The sequence below is a fragment of the Lysinibacillus sp. NPDC097868 genome, from assembly GCF_044761135.1.
In the GTDB taxonomy this organism is placed as follows: Bacteria; Bacillota; Bacilli; order Bacillales_A; family Planococcaceae; genus Lysinibacillus.
In genome coordinates this window covers 23,295-43,869 of sequence record NZ_JBIWBS010000008.1, presented here as the reverse complement: position 1 = coordinate 43,869, position 20,575 = coordinate 23,295, and the positions used below count along the sequence as shown (strand labels likewise).

At 35.3% G+C, this 20,575-nt stretch carries 18 protein-coding genes; all 18 read right to left on the bottom strand.

Annotated features, from left to right (window positions below; genetic code table 11):
• Window positions 1-185 precede the first annotated feature (185 nt).
• Window positions 186-1,130 (bottom strand): C40 family peptidase, encoded by a 945-nt coding sequence (locus ACIQXJ_RS22900; RefSeq protein ID WP_403058115.1) that lies wholly within the window; start codon window positions 1,128-1,130, stop codon window positions 186-188.
• A 416-nt stretch (window positions 1,131-1,546) separates the two neighbouring features.
• On the bottom strand, window positions 1,547-1,783 hold the full coding sequence (locus ACIQXJ_RS22895; protein WP_401014211.1) for a helix-turn-helix domain-containing protein: 237 nt from the start codon (window positions 1,781-1,783) through the stop codon (window positions 1,547-1,549).
• Window positions 1,784-1,789: 6 nt separating this feature from the next.
• The gene (locus ACIQXJ_RS22890) at window positions 1,790-1,951 is read right to left on the bottom strand and encodes a YvrJ family protein (RefSeq protein WP_403058113.1); all 162 of its coding nucleotides are present in this window, start codon (window positions 1,949-1,951) and stop codon (window positions 1,790-1,792) included.
• On the bottom strand, window positions 1,932-2,579 hold the full coding sequence (locus ACIQXJ_RS22885) for a sigma-70 family RNA polymerase sigma factor (RefSeq protein WP_403058111.1): 648 nt from the start codon (window positions 2,577-2,579) through the stop codon (window positions 1,932-1,934). Before ACIQXJ_RS22885 ends, ACIQXJ_RS22890 begins: the two co-directional genes overlap by 20 nt.
• 396 nt (window positions 2,580-2,975) lie before the next feature.
• Window positions 2,976-4,625 (bottom strand): M20/M25/M40 family metallo-hydrolase, encoded by a 1,650-nt coding sequence (locus tag ACIQXJ_RS22880; protein WP_403058108.1) that lies wholly within the window; start codon window positions 4,623-4,625, stop codon window positions 2,976-2,978.
• A gap of 29 nt (window positions 4,626-4,654) precedes the next feature.
• Window positions 4,655-5,377, bottom strand: coding sequence for an amino acid ABC transporter ATP-binding protein (locus ACIQXJ_RS22875; RefSeq protein ID WP_403058106.1), 723 nt, complete (start codon window positions 5,375-5,377; stop codon window positions 4,655-4,657).
• Window positions 5,352-6,047, bottom strand: coding sequence for an amino acid ABC transporter permease (locus ACIQXJ_RS22870; RefSeq protein WP_340820922.1), 696 nt, complete (start codon window positions 6,045-6,047; stop codon window positions 5,352-5,354). Before ACIQXJ_RS22870 ends, ACIQXJ_RS22875 begins: the two co-directional genes overlap by 26 nt.
• Before the next feature lie 114 nt (window positions 6,048-6,161).
• Complete coding sequence (locus ACIQXJ_RS22865; RefSeq protein WP_403058104.1) at window positions 6,162-6,998, bottom strand: transporter substrate-binding domain-containing protein; 837 nt, start codon at window positions 6,996-6,998, stop codon at window positions 6,162-6,164.
• Window positions 6,999-7,024: 26 nt separating this feature from the next.
• Entirely contained in the window at window positions 7,025-7,771 is a 747-nt protein-coding gene (locus ACIQXJ_RS22860; RefSeq protein WP_403058101.1) for an SDR family NAD(P)-dependent oxidoreductase, read from the bottom strand.
• A gap of 11 nt (window positions 7,772-7,782) precedes the next feature.
• Entirely contained in the window at window positions 7,783-9,369 is a 1,587-nt protein-coding gene (gene gcvPB / locus ACIQXJ_RS22855) for an aminomethyl-transferring glycine dehydrogenase subunit GcvPB (RefSeq protein ID WP_403058098.1), read from the bottom strand.
• A 22-nt stretch (window positions 9,370-9,391) separates the two neighbouring features.
• Window positions 9,392-10,780: an aminomethyl-transferring glycine dehydrogenase subunit GcvPA gene (gene gcvPA / locus ACIQXJ_RS22850; protein ID WP_403058095.1), complete on the bottom strand. Its 1,389-nt coding sequence runs from the start codon at window positions 10,778-10,780 to the stop codon at window positions 9,392-9,394.
• Window positions 10,781-10,802: 22 nt separating this feature from the next.
• Complete coding sequence (locus tag ACIQXJ_RS22845; RefSeq protein ID WP_403058092.1) at window positions 10,803-11,576, bottom strand: SDR family NAD(P)-dependent oxidoreductase; 774 nt, start codon at window positions 11,574-11,576, stop codon at window positions 10,803-10,805.
• Window positions 11,577-12,019: 443 nt separating this feature from the next.
• On the bottom strand, window positions 12,020-12,358 hold the full coding sequence (locus ACIQXJ_RS22840) for a type II toxin-antitoxin system PemK/MazF family toxin (RefSeq protein ID WP_403058089.1): 339 nt from the start codon (window positions 12,356-12,358) through the stop codon (window positions 12,020-12,022).
• 151 nt (window positions 12,359-12,509) lie between these two features.
• Window positions 12,510-13,895, bottom strand: coding sequence for a sigma-54 interaction domain-containing protein (locus tag ACIQXJ_RS22835; RefSeq protein ID WP_403058086.1), 1,386 nt, complete (start codon window positions 13,893-13,895; stop codon window positions 12,510-12,512).
• A 383-nt stretch (window positions 13,896-14,278) separates the two neighbouring features.
• Window positions 14,279-14,689: a hypothetical protein gene (locus ACIQXJ_RS22830; protein WP_403058083.1), complete on the bottom strand. Its 411-nt coding sequence runs from the start codon at window positions 14,687-14,689 to the stop codon at window positions 14,279-14,281.
• A gap of 124 nt (window positions 14,690-14,813) precedes the next feature.
• Window positions 14,814-15,896, bottom strand: coding sequence for a CAP and S-layer homology domain-containing protein (locus ACIQXJ_RS22825; RefSeq protein WP_403058080.1), 1,083 nt, complete (start codon window positions 15,894-15,896; stop codon window positions 14,814-14,816).
• 190 nt (window positions 15,897-16,086) lie between these two features.
• A complete protein-coding gene (locus tag ACIQXJ_RS22820; RefSeq protein ID WP_403058077.1) occupies window positions 16,087-16,743 on the bottom strand; it encodes an S-layer homology domain-containing protein in 657 nt (218 codons plus the stop codon).
• Window positions 16,744-16,820: 77 nt separating this feature from the next.
• Window positions 16,821-20,294: a hypothetical protein gene (locus tag ACIQXJ_RS22815; RefSeq protein WP_403058074.1), complete on the bottom strand. Its 3,474-nt coding sequence runs from the start codon at window positions 20,292-20,294 to the stop codon at window positions 16,821-16,823.
• Window positions 20,295-20,575 lie beyond the last annotated feature (281 nt).

Sequence of the window (20,575 nt, the reverse complement as noted above, 5' to 3'; positions counted from 1 at the left end):
CATATAAAACTATCATAGATTGTAACTATTCGACATTTTTTTATATCACCCCATTTCATATGGATTCATAAAAAGAAGAGAGCCTGCAAGTGCAAACTCTCCTCCATTTATACGTTATTTAAAAGAACTTCCATGCAATGCTCCACTTCAAACGTAGCCCTTGTCCGAAGCGAAGTAGAAATTGATTACTTATTCACTTGCTTAGCACGCTCGATAAATGTTTCAAGTTGAGAAATTTTTAACATTTCATCATAACCGAAATTACCGTTATCTTTACCTGCTGTAATACCGTTTGATGCTAGAATTGAAATATATTCTGTTGCCCAATAATTTTCAGGAACATCTGCAAATGTCACCACATCACCTTTATGCTCAAGACCAAAAGCAACTACTAAAACTTTTGCAATTTGTGCACGAGTCATTGGAGAAGAAGGATTAAATTTGCCGTGATCATCACCTGTAAAAATACCTAACTTCGCTACAGCAGAAATTGCACCAGCATGTGCATAAGTAGGTTTTACGTCTGCAAATGATGTATTTTTATCAGATGTATCTAAGTTTAAAGCTTTTGCAATTTGAACAGCAACTTCAGCACGTGAAGCATATACTGAAAAGTCAATTGCAGCGTCCTTAACTTCAGCAGTCGCTACTTTTGTCACTTCAGCTTGTTGTTCAGCATCAAAATCCGCTACGCGTTTTGCACCAACGTAACGAGAGCTCCAATAATATGGATCGTTTACATTAGAATAGCTAACACCTTTACCAGTTTGAGAGTGAATCATTTTACCGTCACCTATGTATATCGCTACATGTGAGATACCACTACCACTCGTGTTAAAGAAAAGTAAATCGCCAATTTTTAGATCACTCTTCGCAACCGCTGTACCTTGCTGATATTGTGAGCTTGATGTACGGTTTAATTTAATACCTAAATCATTGAAGACTTTAGAAGTAAAACCTGAGCAATCTAATCCGCTAGTAGTTGTACCACCATAAGCATAAGGAATACCTAAATATTTCGTCGCTGTTTCAGTAACTTCGTTTGCAGTTGCCGCTTCAGCGTTATCTATTTGAATTGTTGAAAATAACATAAAAGATGCAAAAATCGGTAATAACCATTTTTTCTTCATAAGTTTGTTATACCCCTCTCAAGGAACTTTTTTGCCTATACATAGACTATCACAAATGATGGTATTTTAATTTTTCAATTGTGTAACGGTTTTGAAAGTAAAAAAAAAGCTGATATACCAACGTTTTGTGGTTTACCAACGCTAAAATATGGGTATTAATTAATGGGTATTCCGGCTTTTTGTAACATTCCTGTAATATTAGCCATGCTTTGTTACAATAGAGCGTGCTTTAAAGTGCCAGGCACTCAAACAATTTTTACATAATTTTAGATTAAGATTTTGCAAAACTTTGCCTTACGACTTGGCTATGCCACCACAATTTTATTTATAAAGATGAAAACAACCATTTAGAACTAAAACGATCAAAAATTTTTAACTATTTGACCGCTTTAGTACTAATGGTAATACGCCTAATTTTATTGGCCATTATATCGTTTCTTCAAATCCCAGAACCCTGGGACGGAATTCACATCATATTTTCTTATAGTATTGATGAGTTTAATAAGCAAATCCTGACGTAAATCCTCTCTAAAATGTGGATGAGTTTGATAAAGGCACTGTTTCAATAAAGGCTCAAAATAATTTATTACAGTTAATAATGCTTTATCGTCATGTTTCGATTTTTTTACTAAGGTAATTAATTCTTGTGACATCAACCTTCAGTCCCTCCTTGAATTTTTAATAAGTTCCGATAACTTATTAATACTTAGTTCAAGATTTTCTAATTTCTTTTCAAATCTAATAAATAGATAAACTGTCAATGCAATCGGAAATCCAAAATTTCCGATTATCATAATCCAATCAGATGGTTCTGTTATCATCAGAAATCCCCCTTTTTTCCCCATTGTTCTTTTGCCTTTCAATGTAAATCAGCATTTTTTCCAAAGCTTTCTTATGGGTTTTAGAGACAGTTTGCTGCGTTTTATTTAACCTTCGTCCTATTTCCGTATCGCTTAATCCTTCTGCATAAGCTAGACTAATTATCTCCTTTTGCTTTTTAGTCAACGAATTTAATGCATCATACAATAACGGGCTTATTACATATTCATCTAAATCATCATTTAAAATAATGTCACTAAAATAATCTTCTGCTTGTTCGTCAGCTACTAAATCGAGAAATGTTTCTTGTCCTTCACTAGAATTAATGATGGCATCTAAGGTAAGAGAAAATCTGGATTGTATAAGTCTCAATCTTTTGTCGAAATTAATTGAATTAAACTTTAGAGTTGATGAAATATGAGAAATAAAACGGATTTTGAAATAGAAATGTTTAAATAATTTATCTAATTCTTTCCTATTTTCAGGAGTAGGGTTTGATATTGTTTCCATGTACTTTTCTTTGTTAGTTGGTATTTTCAAAAAGGAAATTACCAAATCATTTTTTAATAGCTGTCGATTTGCCTCTTCAAATTTTTTTATTCTTTCTTTATCCCATTTATTTTCCAACATCCAAAGCACTCCTTTGTAAGAAGCATACATTCACTTTCTAATAAAAAATAGAGCATATGTTCTTATTTTGTGTAAAAAAAAAGAGTGAACGTTCTTTTTTCAAAAATAAACTATTTGTACTTAACCTAGCTTCCCCATCTAATAATTATTTTAACGTTTTACTCTTATCATTAACATATATTATTTACACAACACCCCCTATTCTTATGATATATAGAATAATTAATCTTCATAATCACAACCTTTAGGTGCCAGGCACTCAAACAATTCTCAAACAATTTACTTTACGGAATCGCACATAAGCTAAAAAACTATAGACAAACTTGAAATTGTTCGAGTTTGTCTATAGTTTGAAAGCTCTTCTAAATGCAATATCAACGGTTATAACTGTAGCCATTAATCAAGTAGCTTATCTATTACTAGTTTCGTTAAATTAGGCATGATTTCCATTGTATATTTTAATTCAGTTCTTTCGTATCTGTTATGTGCATCATAACCATATGGTCCAATGTTAATTGCTGGAATATTTAAATCCCTAATAGCATCATAATCGACAAAATGTTTTGTTCCCCAACTTGGGTTATTGTTAATAACGGATTGAATGCTATCTTCATCGTCATTTATCGCTACACAGCTCATGTCACAAATATAAGGAAAATAATTTCTTTGTACTATTGGCTTATTATAATGTGGTTGAACTTTTTCGATAGCATGATCTAAAGCTATTAATAGATTTTTTTCTTTTTGATTTTTTCCAGTCACCTCTACGCGTGGTGAATAAAGTGAGGAATAAAAAATAATAATAGCTGGGCTCTTATCCTTTGCCCATTTCCATGTTTCTTCTACGACTCTCGCAGAAAACATACGTACATCTAATGCTTTATTTTCTAATAAGTCTTCTTTAAATTTCTTCATATGCTCTTTATAACTATCACCAGATTGTGAAATAATCGATTGCTCTAGTTCTTCATAAAATAACACCCTAGTTTCCCAAGGTAATTTTGTATATTCCTGTTCACTAATTTCGCAATACCTCTTATAATGACCATTTAAATTATTTACTACATTATTAAAGGCAATTTCTGCTTGATTTTTTAGCTTTTCAAGAACATCTTTAGGGGACCATGATTGCACAAAGAAATTATAATATACATATGAAGCAAGTGCTGTTTGAACAGTATACGTATCTTTAAAATCTGTTTGCTTCAACGTTACTGGTGGCATAGGCGTTTCGCCTAATGATTTATCGCATAGCACAGGATTATATGCAATTTGTCTAGTTAACTCTGCTGCGATATAGTTAGGATCAAGTCCTTCAAAGCTAGACCCCACATGACTTTCAGCTCCAGTTATATAAAATGAAGGAAGTAGCTTCCCGACACTACCTTTATAAATATATCTATTTTCATCTCCTTCATACCGAGGAGCTACAAAATCAGAATTTATTAATGCTTCATATTCAAATCCATACTCATCCCTAAGTTTTTTTAAATCATTTAAACCTGACAATACCCCGTGCGAGCTATCTTCCTCATCACACTCTGCAAAAAACACAATATTTCCTTTTAATTCTTCGGGATGCTCTGAATAATACTTTAATAGATAGTAATTACTTGCCACACCGCTTTTCATATCTAATGTTCCTCTGCCAAATAACCATTCATTGGATTCTAAATGCTCCTTAACTAATGGAGGAACCTTTTCGTTTTTTAATGCTTCTTGAAGATTATTAGGAAAGCAGGCTTGCTCTTTCAAGCTATTATAATCATCTATTCCTACTGTATCGGTATGGCCCATTAATACAACTGTTTTAGCGCTACTTTCTTTTGTCCCTCTTACAAAAGCAAATACATTATATCGCTCAATCTCATCATCTACCGTTTGTGAAGTAAACACATAGTCTGGATTTTTTTGAAAGTAAGGTAGGTTAGCAATTGTTTTAGCAAGTGATTTTGAAATATCGATTTCGCCTTCGGTATTTACGATACTTTCAATATTAACAAGATCATTCGTCACTTTTAATACTTCATCATACGTTTTTAACATTAGTAACAACCCCTAACTTAAGATAATAATTATAAAACCTGTTGTAAAAACTTCGCTGTTCTCTCTTCCTTTGGCGTTTTAAAAAATTCTGAAGGAGGACCTTCTTCTATTATTTTTCCATCAGCTAACATAATTACTCTATCCGCAACCTCTCTTGCAAAGCCCATCTCATGCGTTACAATGACCATTGTCATACCATCCCTTGCTAAACTTTTCATTGTTTCTAATACTTCGCCAACTAATTCAGGATCTAGTGCCGATGTTGGTTCATCAAACAGCATAACGTTTGGATTCATCGCAAGTGCTCTTGCAATAGCAACCCGTTGCTTTTGTCCCCCAGATAACTGTTCAGGATAATAGTTAGCTTTATCAGCAAGCCCAACCCTCGTTAATAACTCCATTGCTTTTTTATTCGCTTCATCCTTACTTTGCTTTTTCACCTGTATGGGTGCTTCAGTTATGTTTTGTAAAACACTTAAATGCGGAAATAAATTGAAGTGTTGAAATACCATACCCATATTTTCTCTAACTTTATTTAAGTTTGTTTTTTCGATATCAATAATCTCATCGTTAATACTTATAGTACCCTCATCTAATAATTCTAAAAAATTCATACAGCGTAACAACGTACTTTTTCCCGAACCACTTGCTCCAATTAAAACAACTACTTCTGATTTATTTATCTCAAGGTTAATGTCTTTTAAAACTTTCAATTTCCCGAATGATTTAGAAAGCGACTTCAACTTTATCATGCTTTTTCTCCTTTCCAACATCCATTCTGCTTTCCAGTTTATTGAACAACAGTGTGAATATTAGAACTAAAATCAAGTAATATACGCCTACTACAAAGTAGGTTTCTAAAGGCATGTAGTTATACGCTTGAGCCGATAGGGCGTGGTTAAATAATTCTGAAACGGCGATATAGGCTACTAATGAAGAGTCTTTTAATCCAATAATGAATTGATTAGCCAATGAAGGTATAGCCCGCTTAAAGCTCTGTGGTAAAATAATTCGTCTCATTGTTTTAAAATACGTCATTCCTAATGAGCGGCCAGCTTCCATTTGTCCTTTATCGATTGATTGAATCGATCCTCGGAAGATTTCTGCAATATAGGCTCCAGAATGAATTCCAAGTGCAATAGCTCCTGCTGCAAAATCGGAAAGAACAAAAATACTAGAAATACCGTAGTATAGGAACATAAGTTGTACTATCAGTGGCATACCACGAATAATAAAAATATAAGCGTTTGCTATCTTCTCTAATATTTTTATATTAGAAACCTTGAAAAAGGCAAAAATCAGACCAATAACACAAGCAATTAATAAAGAAACTACGGTTAACTCAACTGTCAAAATAGTTGCTTTTAAAAATTCAATCCCATGTTTTTGGAATATCGATGCTATATTCGTTAAAAACTCCATATAAATCACCTAACCTCTTTAAGTGTATTGGTATAGAAGATTATTTTTTTGAATATTCGAATTATTTTACCTAGAATTAATCTATTATTCTAGGTAAAATAATTTAGGATTGGTTTACTCTAATAAATCTTTGCCAAACCATTTTGTACTTATTTCTTTATACGTTCCGTCTGCAACCATATCTGCAATTGCTTTATTAATTGCTTCTAATAACACTTGATTATCCTTTTTAATAGCTACTGCAATTTCTTCTCTTTTAATTTCTTCTCCTACTGTTTGAATTTCTAAACCTGATTCTTTCATCGCGGAAATTCCTACAATTTTATCTGTAATTACTGCATCTAAACGTCCTGGAGGAAGGTCTTGTAATGCATATATCTCACTAGGAAATTCTTTAATTTTATCTGTATATTTTTTTGCATCTTCAACATAAGTACTAGCTTGCATAACACCGATTGTCTTTCCCTTTAAGTCATCTAAAGATTTGATGTCTTTATTTTTACTTGAAATAAATACTGTGGCGCCCGAAATATAATATGGATCTGAGAAATCAACCTGTTTTGCTCTCTCCTCTGTAGCTGTCATACTCCCAATAATTGCATCATATTTCTCTCCTCGTAACCCTTGGAGGATCGTTTCCCATGGATTTGTAACTGGGTTTGGTTCAAGGCCAATTCTCTTTGCAATTTCATTTCCAATTTCTACATCGAAACCAACTAATTTTTCATTTTCTTTATAATTTAATGGTTTTAGTAAACCACTCATTGCAAATGTTAACTTCCCATCATTCACTAATTTCATATCTGATGTTGTGCTATTTTCTTCTCCTGCTTTCGTTTCTCCCTCACTACTTGCAGATGTTTCAATTTGTACATTCGAATCTTTTTCTGAACACGCAACCATCAATGAAGCAACTAACACCAATAAAAAATAGAATAGACTTTTCTTCATAAAATACCCATCCCCTCGTTTTATGATTAAGCTAATTCTCCACCATCAATGGCAATTGTTTGCCCTGTAATATAAGCCGATTCATCTGAAGCAAGGAAGGCATACAACGCCCCTATTTCTTTTGGATCTGCATGCCGTTTTAAAGGAATACCTTCATTTACAACTGCTAACATTTCAGGAGTATACTCAGCCATTTGCATCGGTGTTAATACATACCCCGGACATATGGTGTTCACTCGAATGATTGGAGCCAGTTCTAATGCCATCGTTTTTGCTAAAAGATTAACGCCTGCTTTTGAAGCATTATAGTCTGCATAGAACGGATGTCCAGTAACACCATTTGTAGAAGCTGTCATGAGTATAACGCCTTGCCCCTGGTCAACCATGATTTTTGCAGCGGCTTGAGACGTATAAAACACACCATTTAAATTAATGTTTAAAACCTTATTCCATTGTTCTGTATTAATATCAAGGAATTTAGAGCGAACGCTAATACCTGCATTCGCTATAAAAACGTCCACTCCCCCTAAATCCTCTTTAATTTTTTTAAAGACAGCGTTTACATTTGTAGGGTTACTAACATCCACTACATACCCTTTGGCAATTCCTTTGTTTTCTTTTATAGACTTTTCAATACTTTCTTCATTAATATCTAAAATAGCTACGACAGAACCTTCTTCTACAAAGCGTTGTGCTGTGGCTAATCCTATACCACTCGCTCCTCCTGTAATCACTATTCTCTTCTTTTCTAAACTACTATGCCTTGATGTCATCAAATTACCCCCTAACGGTTATAACTTGTTAATTCCGCTTCATTTTTCATCTTTTCTTGATATACCCGCCATGAAGTACACCATTTAGCAGGATTATCTAAATAATCTGCTTCGATTAATTGATGAATTGTACTATTTTGCGGTGCATTTTTCACTACCTCTGGATTTTCATATGCTTCCCTCGAAATTTGTTCAAGTGCCTGGATATATTCATCTAAATCTGCTTTAGAGTAGGATTCTGTTGGTTCTAGTGTGAATGGTTGTGGCACAATGTATGGATGATGACTTGTCCAGTAATGCAAACCAAAGTCTGTCATACGACGCTGTACATCCTCTGTTGTGACACCAGTTTCCTTCTCCAACTGCTCCCAACTATAACGAACCTGTTCAAGTCGCTGCCCTTGTACATAAGGTACACTTGCGCCCCGAATTTTCGAAACTTTACTGTATAAATAGTTATTATTTAGCACAGCAGTTTCTGCCACTGCTTTAAGTCCTTCTTGTCCTAATGCTCGGATCCATGCATACGAACGTAAGATAGTTTGTGCTACGCCGTGGAAAGCGCGTACTTTCCCAATTGAATGCTCTAATTGATCATTTAACACATATTGATTACCTTTTTTTTCGACAATAGGTCCTGGTAAATACGGCTTTAATGCCTCTGTTACACCTAATGCACCTGTTGCTGGGCCCCCACACATATGTGGCGCTGCGAATGTTTTGTGTAAATTAAAGAAACACATATCGAAACCTGCCTCTTTAGCACGTGTAATTCCTAATAAACCATTTGCATTCGCTTGATCGTAGTAACAAATACCACCGGCATCGTGTACAATCTTTGTAAATTCTTTAATTTTTGAATTGTAAATTCCCGTATCTTCCGGGTTAGCTACAACAAAGCCAGCTGTTCGTTCGGATACAACTTCTTTTAACTTTTCAATATTAGGGAATCCATTTTCATCTGGGTGTAAGGTAATAATTTTATATCCCTTCACAACTGCCGTAGCCGCTTGAGATGGATGAGAGAAGATTGTTGTAATGATTTCATTACGTTGATCTGCCTCACCTTTAACTTCAAAATACTTACATACAATCGATGCCATCGCAAATAATGCTTGTGTGCCACCACTCGGTTGGAACGAGAATGCATCCATACCTGAAATGTCACGCATTGCTAAATCCATGTTATGAATGATTTCTAACATTCCTTGTACAGTACTAACATCTTGCAATGGATGTAGTTCCATTATTTTAGTATTACGAATTAGTAACTCGTTAATTTTCGGAATGTACTTCATCGTACAAGTACCTTGACCAATTTCTACATTAAAATCCGACCCTAATGTTTCTTGTGAAAGCCGAACATAATGGCGTAATACACGGGCTTGGCCGATTTCTGGTAAGTTCGGCTTACTTGCTCGCTTTATATTTTGCGGTAGAACTGAAACGCCATCACCCACTACATCTACAACTTCTTGTGAAGCTTGCGGTACTTCGACTCCAACTTCCCCTGGTTGATGTAGCTCGAAAATAATTGGCTCATTCCACTTGGCTTGATGAAAATCTATATTGACAGACTGTCTTTGAATTTTTAACATGCTAATACTCCTTTCTATCTCATTATTTCGTCACAATTTTTGATAAAACACTTACTAGTTTGTCGATATCTTCTTTCGTATGCACTTCAGTTACACAACATAGTACCGACTGACCATATTGAGGAAACTCTTTCGATAGATCTTTCCCTCCAAAAATCTTGTGTTCCAATAATTGTGCATTGATTTCTTCTACAGTTAACCCTGTATCATTAAAGTCGATAATAAATTCTTTGAAAAATGGAGACGTAATTCTCGAACCTCTAATGTTCTGAATTTTATTAAGTTGCATTACTGCATACTGACTATTTTGCATGATTGCTTGACCTAAATCGTACATACCATTTGGTCCCATTAACGATAAATAAACACCTGCTGTTATACCCCATAGGGCTGTTTGCGTACCGACAGATTCTTTACCGTTTTCTCTATCTGCAAAAGATGTACGGTCATATGCAATGTCACCAAAACCATACTCTCCTTGTTTTACAGTCGGAATAATGCCAAATAATCGTGATGGGTATTCATTAACGAATTTTGGATCATTATGTGTCGCAATAAAACCTGCTTGCCCTCCACTAAAATTCATATGCATACCAAGTGGTTGAAGGTCTCCACATACAATATCAGCTCCATACTGACTTGGTGGTGCCAGTATTCCAAGTGAAATTGGGTCAACTCCAACTACGATTATTACACCGTATTTTTTTGCAAGATTTGAAATCTCTTGGCCTTGTGATTCAATAAATCCTAAATATGATGGATTTTCGAAATAGATTGCCGCAACATCAGTAGATAATTTCCTTTCTAAATCTGCTAAATCCATTAATCCTGTATTAAGATTAAAATTCACATCTTCGAATGCTAATTGAGGTGTACCATAGTTTGTAATAATCTTTTTTCTCTCAGGTGAAACTGTACTAGCAAGTAAGACCTTAGTGCGATTAGTAATACGACTAGCCATACGAATCGATGTAGCTGCAGCCTGTGCCCAATCAAATGTTGGCACATTCACTACTTCCATATCGACAAGTTCTGCCATAAGACTTTGGTATTCAAATAAAGCTTGGAAACGTCCATGATCTTCGTATGGTTCACCCGCATAAGCAGTTAAAAATTCAGCTCTTTGATTCACCTCATCACAGACTGCCGGAATAAAATGTTGCCAACAACCAGCTCCTAAAAAGTTAAGATATTCATTAGTGCTTATATTTTTATTTAATAGCCCTTCAATATGTCGTCGTAGCTCCAATTCATTCAATGCTTTCGGAATATTCATTGTTCCTTTATACTGTAAGTCGTCTGGAATGCAAGAATAGAGTTCTTCAATTGAATGTACGCCAATTTCGTCTAACATTTCTTGTTTTACTTCAGGTACCATATTTGGAATGTATGGATGAACTTTTTTACTCATTTAAAATACCTCCTATAATTTTTTATGCTAAGCCTCCACCATCAACGGTTAATGTAGTTCCTGTAACCCAAGCAGATAAACCACTTGCAAGGAATAATACCCCCTTCGCAATATCTTCAGGTGTTCCCAACCTTGCCAATGGTCTATCAACCGCTGAACTACGAAGAAAACTCGATTCCTCTATATCTAATTGTTTTGCCTCACCTCGAAGTAATGGAGTATCTGTATCTCCAGGGCAAATACAATTTACGCGAATGTTCTCTGATCCATGGTCGATAGCCATAGCTTTTGTTAAATTTACAACCCCTGCTTTCGCAGCACAGTAAGATGCAGCTTTGTCTCCACCTTTTAATCCCCAGCCAGAACCGGTATTGATAATACTGCCACCGCCATGGTTTCGCATAAGGGGAATTAAATATTTAGAAAGAAGATACACTCCTTTTAAAGAGACATTAATTACAGCATCCCAATCAGATTCTTCTAAGTCCACTACTGTTTTTCTACGAATAATGCCTGCATTATTAAAGAGCACATCGACTTTTCCATGCTTTTCTTCTATTAACTCCGCCACACTCTGGCAATCTTGTGAGTTCGTTACATCACACTTTACAAACTCAATATCTAATCCCGCAGCCCGCAGTGTTTCTTCTGTTTCCTTGCCCTTCTGCTGATCGATATCAAGAATGATCGTTTTAGTCCCCACCTCACTTAGTAATTTAGCGGTTGCAAGACCTATTCCTGAAGCTCCTCCTGTTACTACGGCAATCTTCCCACCTAATTCAAAGTAATCTAGCAAATAAATGTACCTCCTTTTTTGTTTCTCAATTTATATAATGCAAAAATCATGCCAAGTTTAAAAAGCTGATTTCACTAGATTCATAAATAATAAGTCATTATTTTTTTGACACATCTGTCATTTCAAATACCGTTTTTGTCATAATATTTAAACGTGACAGGCACGCAAACAATTCTGAATTTTCTCAGCTAAGGGTACAAAAAAACGTAAGCCGCAACATTCTGCGTTTCAGCAGTGTTGCGGCTTACGTTTCTAAATGAAAAGCTTGTTAGTGGAATCAAAGGCTATGTATTAGCGGTTGAAGGGTTTGATCTATTAAAAATGACTACTTATAAAATTGCGCTTCTACTACTGTCAGGAAATAATAAGCCTAACAAAAATAATAAGCTTGTTTCATTGCCCAACATTTTTAAACATAAAAAAAGCCTGTCCGTGACAGGCTACTAGTAAAGGAATGCTTTAATTTTCGCCATACATTCCTCTACTACTTCAATAGGCGCTTGACAACGAACAGATAATTTACGAGCTTTCCAATCGAGATTTTTCAATTTGTCAGTTAAAATTACGCCCGTAAAAACTTGGTTTTCAGGAATCTCTACTTCAAAACCCCAACCCTTTTTTGTATGCGTAATTGGACAAATAGTAGCGAATCCAGTTATTTCATTAAATGCTTTTGGTGATAGTACGATACCTGGACGGCTGCCTGCCTGTTCGTGCCCTGTTTGGGGATTAAAATCTAGAAAAACTAAATCTCCTAGATAAGTTGTTTGAGTGCCAGGCACTCAAACAATTTCACTTGCCAAGGAAAACTCACGGCGACTCCTGCGGGAATAGCGCAATACGTTAGACGCAACAATCCGCGCCCTAGCGAGAATTGTGGCTTGCGTTGTGCCAGCGGAAAGCGCCCGCCCGTAGCGGAAATCAACTGCCCTCTTAATTACTTTTTAATTTTCTATAAAGAGTCCTTGTACTGATACCTAACTCTTCTGCAAGACGTTCTTTACCTGCAGCATCATTTCCGTATTCAGATAGTTTTTGGTTGATTAATTCCATTTCCATATTTCTTAACAGTTTAGGAGGCGTGATGTGAGTATTTTGTATTCTATTATTTTCAATAATATAGCTTGGTAAACTATCTTTCGTTAATTGCAAAGAATCTTCCATTACCATACTGTATTCTAAAACATTTTCTAATTCTCGTATGTTGCCTGGCCAATAATAAGCATTCAATTCATCTAAAAATTCGTTTGTAAAATCTTTAATATATTTACCTGTTTTATGTTGAATCTTTTCTAGTAACGTATAAATTAAGTACTCCATTTCACCTTTTCTTTGTTTTAATGGTGGCAAAGTTAAAGGAATAACATTTAATCGATAGTATAAATCCGCTCGAAACTCTCCTTTTTTCACCATTTCTTCTAAAGGTCTATTTGTTGCAGCAATAATTCTTACGTTTACCTTTCTAGGTTCAATTGCCCCCACTCTATAAATAAGACCATTCTGTAAAACAGATAATAGTTTAGCTTGAAGGTGCAATGGTAATTCCGTAATTTCATCAAGGAATAAGGTACCTTTATCTGCAATCTCAAAATATCCTTGTTTTCCTTTTCTTCTAGCGCCAGTAAATGCCCCTTCCTCATAGCCAAATAATTCACTTTCAAATAAAGTTTCTGGAATACTAGCGCAGTTTAACTCTACAAATTTCCCTTTATGTGTAATACTGTTTGAATGGATATGATTAGCTAACAAACTTTTTCCAGTCCCTGTTTCTCCCGTAATGACAATTGACGATGAACTATTCGCAATACTATTTAACTTAGTTTTAATAAATTGAAAATAAGGCGCATCCCCGAGTACATATTTTGTATCAAATCCCTTTTTTGTTTCAAATAATAAATAAGATCCCTCATTATTTAGAACATTAATAACAATTTCACCTAAACGAGCTAACCAGTATTGATATTTCTTTTGTTCAGTAGATAATTTCTTTTCCCCTTCATCTGTAAAACTTACAAATGTTAAATACCCAAAATGCCGATCATCTTTAACTAAGTTCATCAGTATTTCTACTTTGGAAGGACAATTGTTTTGGAATCTACACCCAGAACATGTTTTCATTTTTCCAGGTCTCTGCACGTATTGAAATGGCTCAGAATAGTACTTTTGGAAAAAGGGTAAATGTACTTGCTCTCCTTTTCTTTTTCTATATTCATCAGTTGCTAAAATTTTACCTTTCGAAGTAAAATAAGCTACTTCCACTTGTAACAAGTCTCCATATAAAATAATTATAGATTGTACTAACTTTTCACCATTTAACATAACATCACCCTCTCAGAAGTAAATTGAGTCATTGGAATTTCACACGAAAATATCCTTAACTTTATAATTCTACATTCGCTGGTGGGAACGCTTAATACGGCTATTTTAGACATGACATCCATCTCTAATATATACTTAAATTCAGCAAAAAAAGGTTCGTTCCTTTAAAAATCGTTCAACAAATACAGACATTCGAAGTCGAATATTATCAGAAATAGTTATTTATAATTTGAAGTGAATTGGGGAAGTAATGATATGGGAGCAACATAACTCCCACATTTGTGAAGTACTTTGCGATTTTTACTTTCTGTGGAAGTTTGAGTTCATGTAAATTAAAGGACATAACATATTCTGTATGACAAGTAGTCCCTCATAGTTTTAAGTTAGATATGATAAAACCAGTCTTTATTACTTATAAAGACGTCAGCTAAATAATGGTAAATCCTCTCTTCATTTTCCCAAATCCATTTATCAATATGTACCATTAGAGTTTCATCACTATATTTATTTATCCCCCTCATATACATAGTAAGGATCTCATTTTCTTCCTTTGCTTTCAGTCTACCTATAAGTGTGGCAGCTGAAGAATCATTTAATATTTCATAATATGTCCAAACTCCCGACCTATTGGACTGTGATTGCCAATTTATAATTTCTCTTAACTCAACATACCAATCAGGCAGGTGGCTTTGTTCTTTTAATTCACCATATGCAATAATAAACAATTCAGCCATCGAATTATAATCATTGATGTTGTTAAAGAAGTTATCAATATATGTTTTATTAAATTTCATAGATATATTCCCCCTAACCACTCCATAGTACAATAGAAAAGCTCTACCATTTTTGGTAGAGCTTCGTTTAGTAGCCACATAGCGTGGCCTTTTGTTTTGCCTCAGACGATTAGCCATTCCCAAGTCATTGGCTAGAAAACAGCTGGACCCAATAGTAAATTCCTTTGCTATCTACTGCAATCGCTACGCCGGTATTTGTATAATGTTCTCGCAAAATATTTTCACGATGAGATGGCGATGCCATCCATGCTTTAACAGCCGCCTCAGGGCTTGGAATATTTCTCCCTATATTTTCTCCTAAACTAGTATATGGATAGTCGAATAAAGTAGCTAAATCCCACGGCATGCCGTAGTAAGGTGATTCGTGTTCAAAATAATGTCGATTCACCATATCCTGTGCCTTAATAACAGCGACTTGTGTTAAAGGTCCATCATAGGTAAGCAACGGGAGCTTTCTTTTTTGTCTTTCAACGTTAACTAAATTTAACACATCGTTAGACATTGTCGCTGAGTAGTTTTTTGTCGGAATATAAGTCTTTGATAAATAGTCATAGGCTATTTCATAATTTGTTAGCGTCGTTGTAAAGTCCAAGCTTCGTTCCACCAAGGAGGCAAATTGCGCACGTGTTATTAATAAATTAGGTGCAAATTGTTTCGCGTTGACCCCTTTAATAATACCGACATCTGCAAGTGATTCAATATAATCTTTCGCCCAATGCCCTTCATTAATATCACTAAACTTACTATTATTTTGAGAATCCACCTCAATTTTATATGCAAGCGTTAACATTTTAGCAATTTGCATGCGCTTCAATGGTGCATCTGGGTTAAAACAATCACCATTTTGCAATATCCCTAATTCTACTAGTGCACAAATCTCCTTATAATAAGGATGATCTGCTGGTAAATCTACAAATTTAGGCTCAGTAGTCACATTCATTTTCAGTTGCATAGAACGGGCAATGGCAGCTGCTGCCTCTGCTCTAGTAATCGCTTGCTCTGGCTTAAACGTACCATCCTGATACGTTGTCATATATTGCTTATCTAACATATGCTGAATCGAGCTTCTCGCCCAATGTGATGGCGAAACATCCTTTGCCGTCTCTGCCGCTAACGCAACATCTGAGCTATTTGGTAGAGGTAAGGCAAAAGGAGTAGCCAGCAAAATAAGCGACATTCCGACAATACTAGATACTTTTTTTAACATAGCTACCTCCTATTTATATGTATGGCGTCCGTTTTTTTAAGTTCCGGCTTCTCATCGAGAATCGGATAATTGATTTTCTTTACCCATAATACTTATATATAAACATACCATTATTACCTGTTTTTTCCTACAACGATTTTAAAAAAATCACTCTAAAGATCTTACTTTCCTAAGAGTGATGTTTGTCTTCCTATTCAACTCCAATAATGTATAAGTCATCGTCATTTTTTTGTAGCATGCGATAAAGGAATAAAGCCATTTGACCACGTCGAACATCCGTATATGGTGAAAATGCCGTAGAGCTAGTACCTTGTGTAATCCCATAATCTAATAACGTTTGAATATAACGATTGGTTTCAGCATCCTTTGTAAAATCTGTAAAGGGCGCAGTTGATGATGTCGCTTGTTTTAAATGAAAGCCCAATGTCAACATTTTGGCCATTTGACTACGTTTAATAGAAGCATTTGGATTATAATGCGTCCCTTTTTGGATAATACCATTAGCTGCAAGCGCTGCGATAGGTCCATAATATTGATGTGAAGTTGGGACATCACTAAAGCCAGGATTATCAACATTACTCGTTTGTAGCTGAAGTGCCTGCGCTAAAAAATAAGCTGCTTCTCCACGTGTTAATTGTTGATAAGGGCTAAATGTTGTAGACGTTGTACCAAATACGATTCCTTTGCTATACAGTTCGCTAACTGCAGTATATAGCTCCATCTCACTATCGCTTTTTATAATATCTACAAATGGCATTGCAGCTGCTTGAGTAGGAACGACTGCAACACAAGGTGCCACAACTAAAGCCGTAGCAAACGCCCATGCGTATTTTTGCTTTATTTCCATTGTCCTTCGCCCCTTTTAAATTGATTGACCTCTAAAAAAATAACGAAAAGAGGGTCATCCCCTCTCTTCATTCTTTATTACAGTCCTAATTCCTTTATATGATCTTGTAAAATTCGATAGTTATAAACTAAATCTTGTTGTTCCAGTGATAGTGAACTATATAGTTTTTGCGCAGCAATGACTTTCTTTTCAAATGTCTTTGCATCAGGATCTAGTTCTGCGATAGCATCCACTACTTTTAGAACTGCAGCTATATCTTTTTCTGCATTTTTCAACTTATCGTAGTTGATAACCTGTCCTCTTACTTTGGAGTCCAGTGCCTTATACGCTGCTACTGCGTTCGCTACATCTTGGATATAGGTACTAGATGTTGGAGAAAGACTAGCGATGAGCTCCACAACTTTTTTCACTTCACTCATGTTTTTCTCTGCTTCTAGTAAAATCGAATAATTTGATACTCTTTGCTTATCTGTTGTATTTAAACTATCGTAATCTTTCCGTACTGACTCGATCATACCAAAGTACATTTTATCGCTTGGTTTTAAAGCCGCAATACTCTTATACACTTTAATGACATTATCTAATGACAAAAGCAACTGCTCGTTATAAACGTATTTGCGTTGTGTAGCGTTTAAGTTATCATACGCCTTTAAAATCTTTTGATATTGACTGTCTATATTTTTCGATGTCATCAGCTTATCAATCTCATTGATAACACTAATAACTGGCTTAATAATTTTTTCTTGGTCTTGTAATGCTTTGTAATTTTCGACTGCCATTTGCTGCTCTTTAGGTAATGCATTATAGGCTGCACGAATTTCCTCAATGCGTTTTACATATTGATGTGGCTCAATATATGGTAATTCTTCAATCATTCGTTGAACATTCCCTGCACCTAAAATACTTGTTTCAGCAGCTTGTAACTGCTTATAGTTTGTCACATACTGCTGCATTTCCTTACTTAGTGCATCATATAATGCGCGTGCTTGTACAGTATCCGTATGGAACGTTTTACTTGAAGGTTTTAGCTTGCCAATTAATTCAATAACCTTTGCTAACGGTTCGTAGCTTTGTAACGTTGCCATATTGCTTACATACGCTTTTTGGTCTTTTGTTAATTTTTCATACGCTTTTTGTGCTGCATTGACTTTACTAACAAAGCTAGTTGAGCTTGGGTCTAAGTTATCTATTTGCACCATGACATTTAATATTGGTTTTACTTGTTTTTCACGCTCCGTTAATAACTTTACGTTTGAAACAAGCTTTTTTTGTCCCGTTGTTAATTTGTCATAAGCAACACGGGCATTCATTAATTTCGTTAAATAATTTTCTTCTCCAGGAACTGTCGCATCGATTAAAGCAATAACTGTACTCGCAGAAGTTAGCTCTGTTTCTGCTGTCACAAGCTTTTCATAGTTAATGATTGCTTGCTGTTTTTCTTGAGGCAGTGCATCATAATTTGCACGAGCGGTTTTTAAATCGTTTAAAAATGTCTTGCTCGTTGGCTTCAACGTTTCAATTAAGCCAATTAAAGATGCCACATCTTCGACAGCTGTTAACTGTTCATAGTTTGTCACACGCTTTTGGGACGCTGTATCCAATGCATTAAAAGCTTTACGAGCTGCTACTACCTTTTTCGTATAGTCTTTGTTCGTTGGGTTTAAAGCAGCAATTAAATTAATAACTTTCACAACATTGGCATTGTTTTTCTCGTACGTCGTTAATGTTTTATATTGCGTCACTAACTTTTTCGCATTTTTGTCCATTGCTTTATATTCTGCAGACAACTCCACCACTTTTGCGACAAATGTAGCATCCGATTCATTAGCTAACGCTAATACTTTATCATCAAACTGCTGAGCTGTTGTGATGTAGCTTTCCGCTGTTAATAGAGCTGGATAGTTTGTTACTAATTTTTGTGCTTCCGGTGATAGTTTATTATATTCTGCTTTCAAGGCGGCAACGGTTTCTTTGAAATCTTTACGTGAAGTATTTAAAGCCAATATAGGATCGATGAGGCTCATCGCATCTACTTGGTCTTTTAATTTATTTACTTTATAGCTTTTTACGAACTCACGCTTTGATGTATCCAATTTTAAGTAAGCTGTGTTAGCTGCCTTTGCCTTTTTTGTATAATCCTTCGTTGCTGGATCTAGTTTTTCAACTAGGGTAATAACATTTAACACTGCTTTATTTGAACTTTCCCAGCTCGTTAACTCTGCTAAATTGTTAACGATTTTTTTAACACTAGCTGCATCGATTTTTTGACCATCTGGTGCTACAGGCGTATTATAGGCTGCACGTGCTTCTTCAATCTTAGTAATTACATCTGGCGCTGTAGCAATGGCAGAAATAAGTGCTTCAATTACTTTTGCAGCTGCAATATTAGCTTCAGCCAATTGTAAATCAGTCACATTTTTCACAAATTCTTTTTTAGTTAGCTGATCGTATTCCGCTTTTGCCGCCGTTACTGCAGTACGATACGCATCCGTGTTGGAAATACGTAACGCAGTAATTTGCTTGGACACATTGACCGCCTCTTGATATGGCTTTAAATCATCATAATTCGAAACTAAGCGCTTTGTATCTGCATCCTTTAAATTATTGTATGCTGTTTCAATGGCTGTTACAGCACTAATAAAGCTTGCAGCTGTTGGGAAATCTTCTGGTTTTTTTGCTATCAGTTGCGTAATACTTGCGACAATTTTATCTGCTGATGATAAGTTCGCTAACACATCTGTATATTTTTTATATGGCGTAGCTGTTGTATTGTTCGGATTATAGGCAGTAATAATTTTCTTTTGATCAGCTGTCAGTGTGCTGTAACTTGTCGTTACTTCAGTTGCTGCTTCAGCGATTTGAGTAGAAGTTGATGACGTGTTTTCTAGTACGCTAACAAAAGCATCTAATTTAGCAGTTGTTACTTTCGCCGCAGTTGCATCGGTGTTCAATTTTTCGAGCTTTGCGATATCTGCACCGTTCTTTTTAAAATAATTGTTACGTTCAACATCGTCGTAGCCGTATTGCAGAGAGGTACCACGAACAGCCGATACAATGCCCTTTGCATCCTCAGTTGCTAATGCTGTATTAACAGCGTCATTGAAAGTTTCTTGAACTGTAACATAGGGTATTAAAAATTTGTCATAGACTTCTTGAACTTTTGCAACATCCGCTACAAATGTTTTACTTGTATAAGATAATGCATTGATACTTTTACCAATATCAGTTAATTTCTTAACGAACTCTCGTTGTGCTACTACATAATCATACTTTGCTTCAATAAATGCTCGTTCATTTTCATTGAAATCAGTAGTGCTTAATACTTTTACATCTCCGTCTGCAATGACCATTTCATTTGCTGTTGATGTTTCTGAAAGCTTACCGAATTGTTCAATTGTTTTACTTCTCGTATCCGTTGCAGCTACGGTATTCACATAAGCTATTTGCTCAGCTTGTGATACTGTTTGTGGTTGTGCTTCTTGCGCATTTGCAAGTGCAGTCGGTGTTAATAAAAGGCTTGTTAGGACACCCACTTTTAAAGGTTTCTTCAACTTGCTCATCCTTTCTTATTACGTTATATAGGAACATAGATATGTATCATTTATTGCGAATCTACTATCTTAAGTATCGGTATTCGTAACATGATTTCAAGCTAATCTAGTAAACTCACGTACTTCCTTTACTAACTTACAGATAATTGCTATTTTTAGATAGAATAGACTTTTTAAAGGAAGTTATTGTTAGGATACTATATAATTGTGTTAGACGCATTTATCCCGCATCAATCATATGGAATTGAGCCTAATGAAAGTCCCACCATATCGAGAAAATT

Excerpts from the sequence above, each read along its gene's own strand:
- ACIQXJ_RS22830 (WP_403058083.1), bottom strand. The coding sequence starts at position 14,689 with ATGAAATTTAATAAAACATATATTGATAACTTCTTTAACAACATCAAT.
- ACIQXJ_RS22885 (WP_403058111.1), bottom strand. The coding sequence starts at position 2,579 with ATGTTGGAAAATAAATGGGATAAAGAAAGAATAAAAAAATTTGAAGAG.
- ACIQXJ_RS22860 (WP_403058101.1), bottom strand. The coding sequence starts at position 7,771 with ATGACATCAAGGCATAGTAGTTTAGAAAAGAAGAGAATAGTGATTACA.
- ACIQXJ_RS22825 (WP_403058080.1), bottom strand. The coding sequence starts at position 15,896 with ATGTTAAAAAAAGTATCTAGTATTGTCGGAATGTCGCTTATTTTGCTG.
- ACIQXJ_RS22900 (WP_403058115.1), bottom strand. The coding sequence starts at position 1,130 with ATGAAGAAAAAATGGTTATTACCGATTTTTGCATCTTTTATGTTATTT.
- gcvPB (WP_403058098.1), bottom strand. The coding sequence starts at position 9,369 with ATGTTAAAAATTCAAAGACAGTCTGTCAATATAGATTTTCATCAAGCC.
- ACIQXJ_RS22890 (WP_403058113.1), bottom strand. The coding sequence starts at position 1,951 with ATGATAACAGAACCATCTGATTGGATTATGATAATCGGAAATTTTGGA.
- ACIQXJ_RS22865 (WP_403058104.1), bottom strand. The coding sequence starts at position 6,998 with ATGAAGAAAAGTCTATTCTATTTTTTATTGGTGTTAGTTGCTTCATTG.
- ACIQXJ_RS22835 (WP_403058086.1), bottom strand. The coding sequence starts at position 13,895 with ATGTTAAATGGTGAAAAGTTAGTACAATCTATAATTATTTTATATGGA.
- ACIQXJ_RS22875 (WP_403058106.1), bottom strand. The coding sequence starts at position 5,377 with ATGATAAAGTTGAAGTCGCTTTCTAAATCATTCGGGAAATTGAAAGTT.
- ACIQXJ_RS22870 (WP_340820922.1), bottom strand. The coding sequence starts at position 6,047 with ATGGAGTTTTTAACGAATATAGCATCGATATTCCAAAAACATGGGATT.
- gcvPA (WP_403058095.1), bottom strand. The coding sequence starts at position 10,780 with ATGAGTAAAAAAGTTCATCCATACATTCCAAATATGGTACCTGAAGTA.
- ACIQXJ_RS22895 (WP_401014211.1), bottom strand. The coding sequence starts at position 1,783 with ATGTCACAAGAATTAATTACCTTAGTAAAAAAATCGAAACATGACGAT.
- ACIQXJ_RS22880 (WP_403058108.1), bottom strand. The coding sequence starts at position 4,625 with ATGTTAAAAACGTATGATGAAGTATTAAAAGTGACGAATGATCTTGTT.
- ACIQXJ_RS22820 (WP_403058077.1), bottom strand. The coding sequence starts at position 16,743 with ATGGAAATAAAGCAAAAATACGCATGGGCGTTTGCTACGGCTTTAGTT.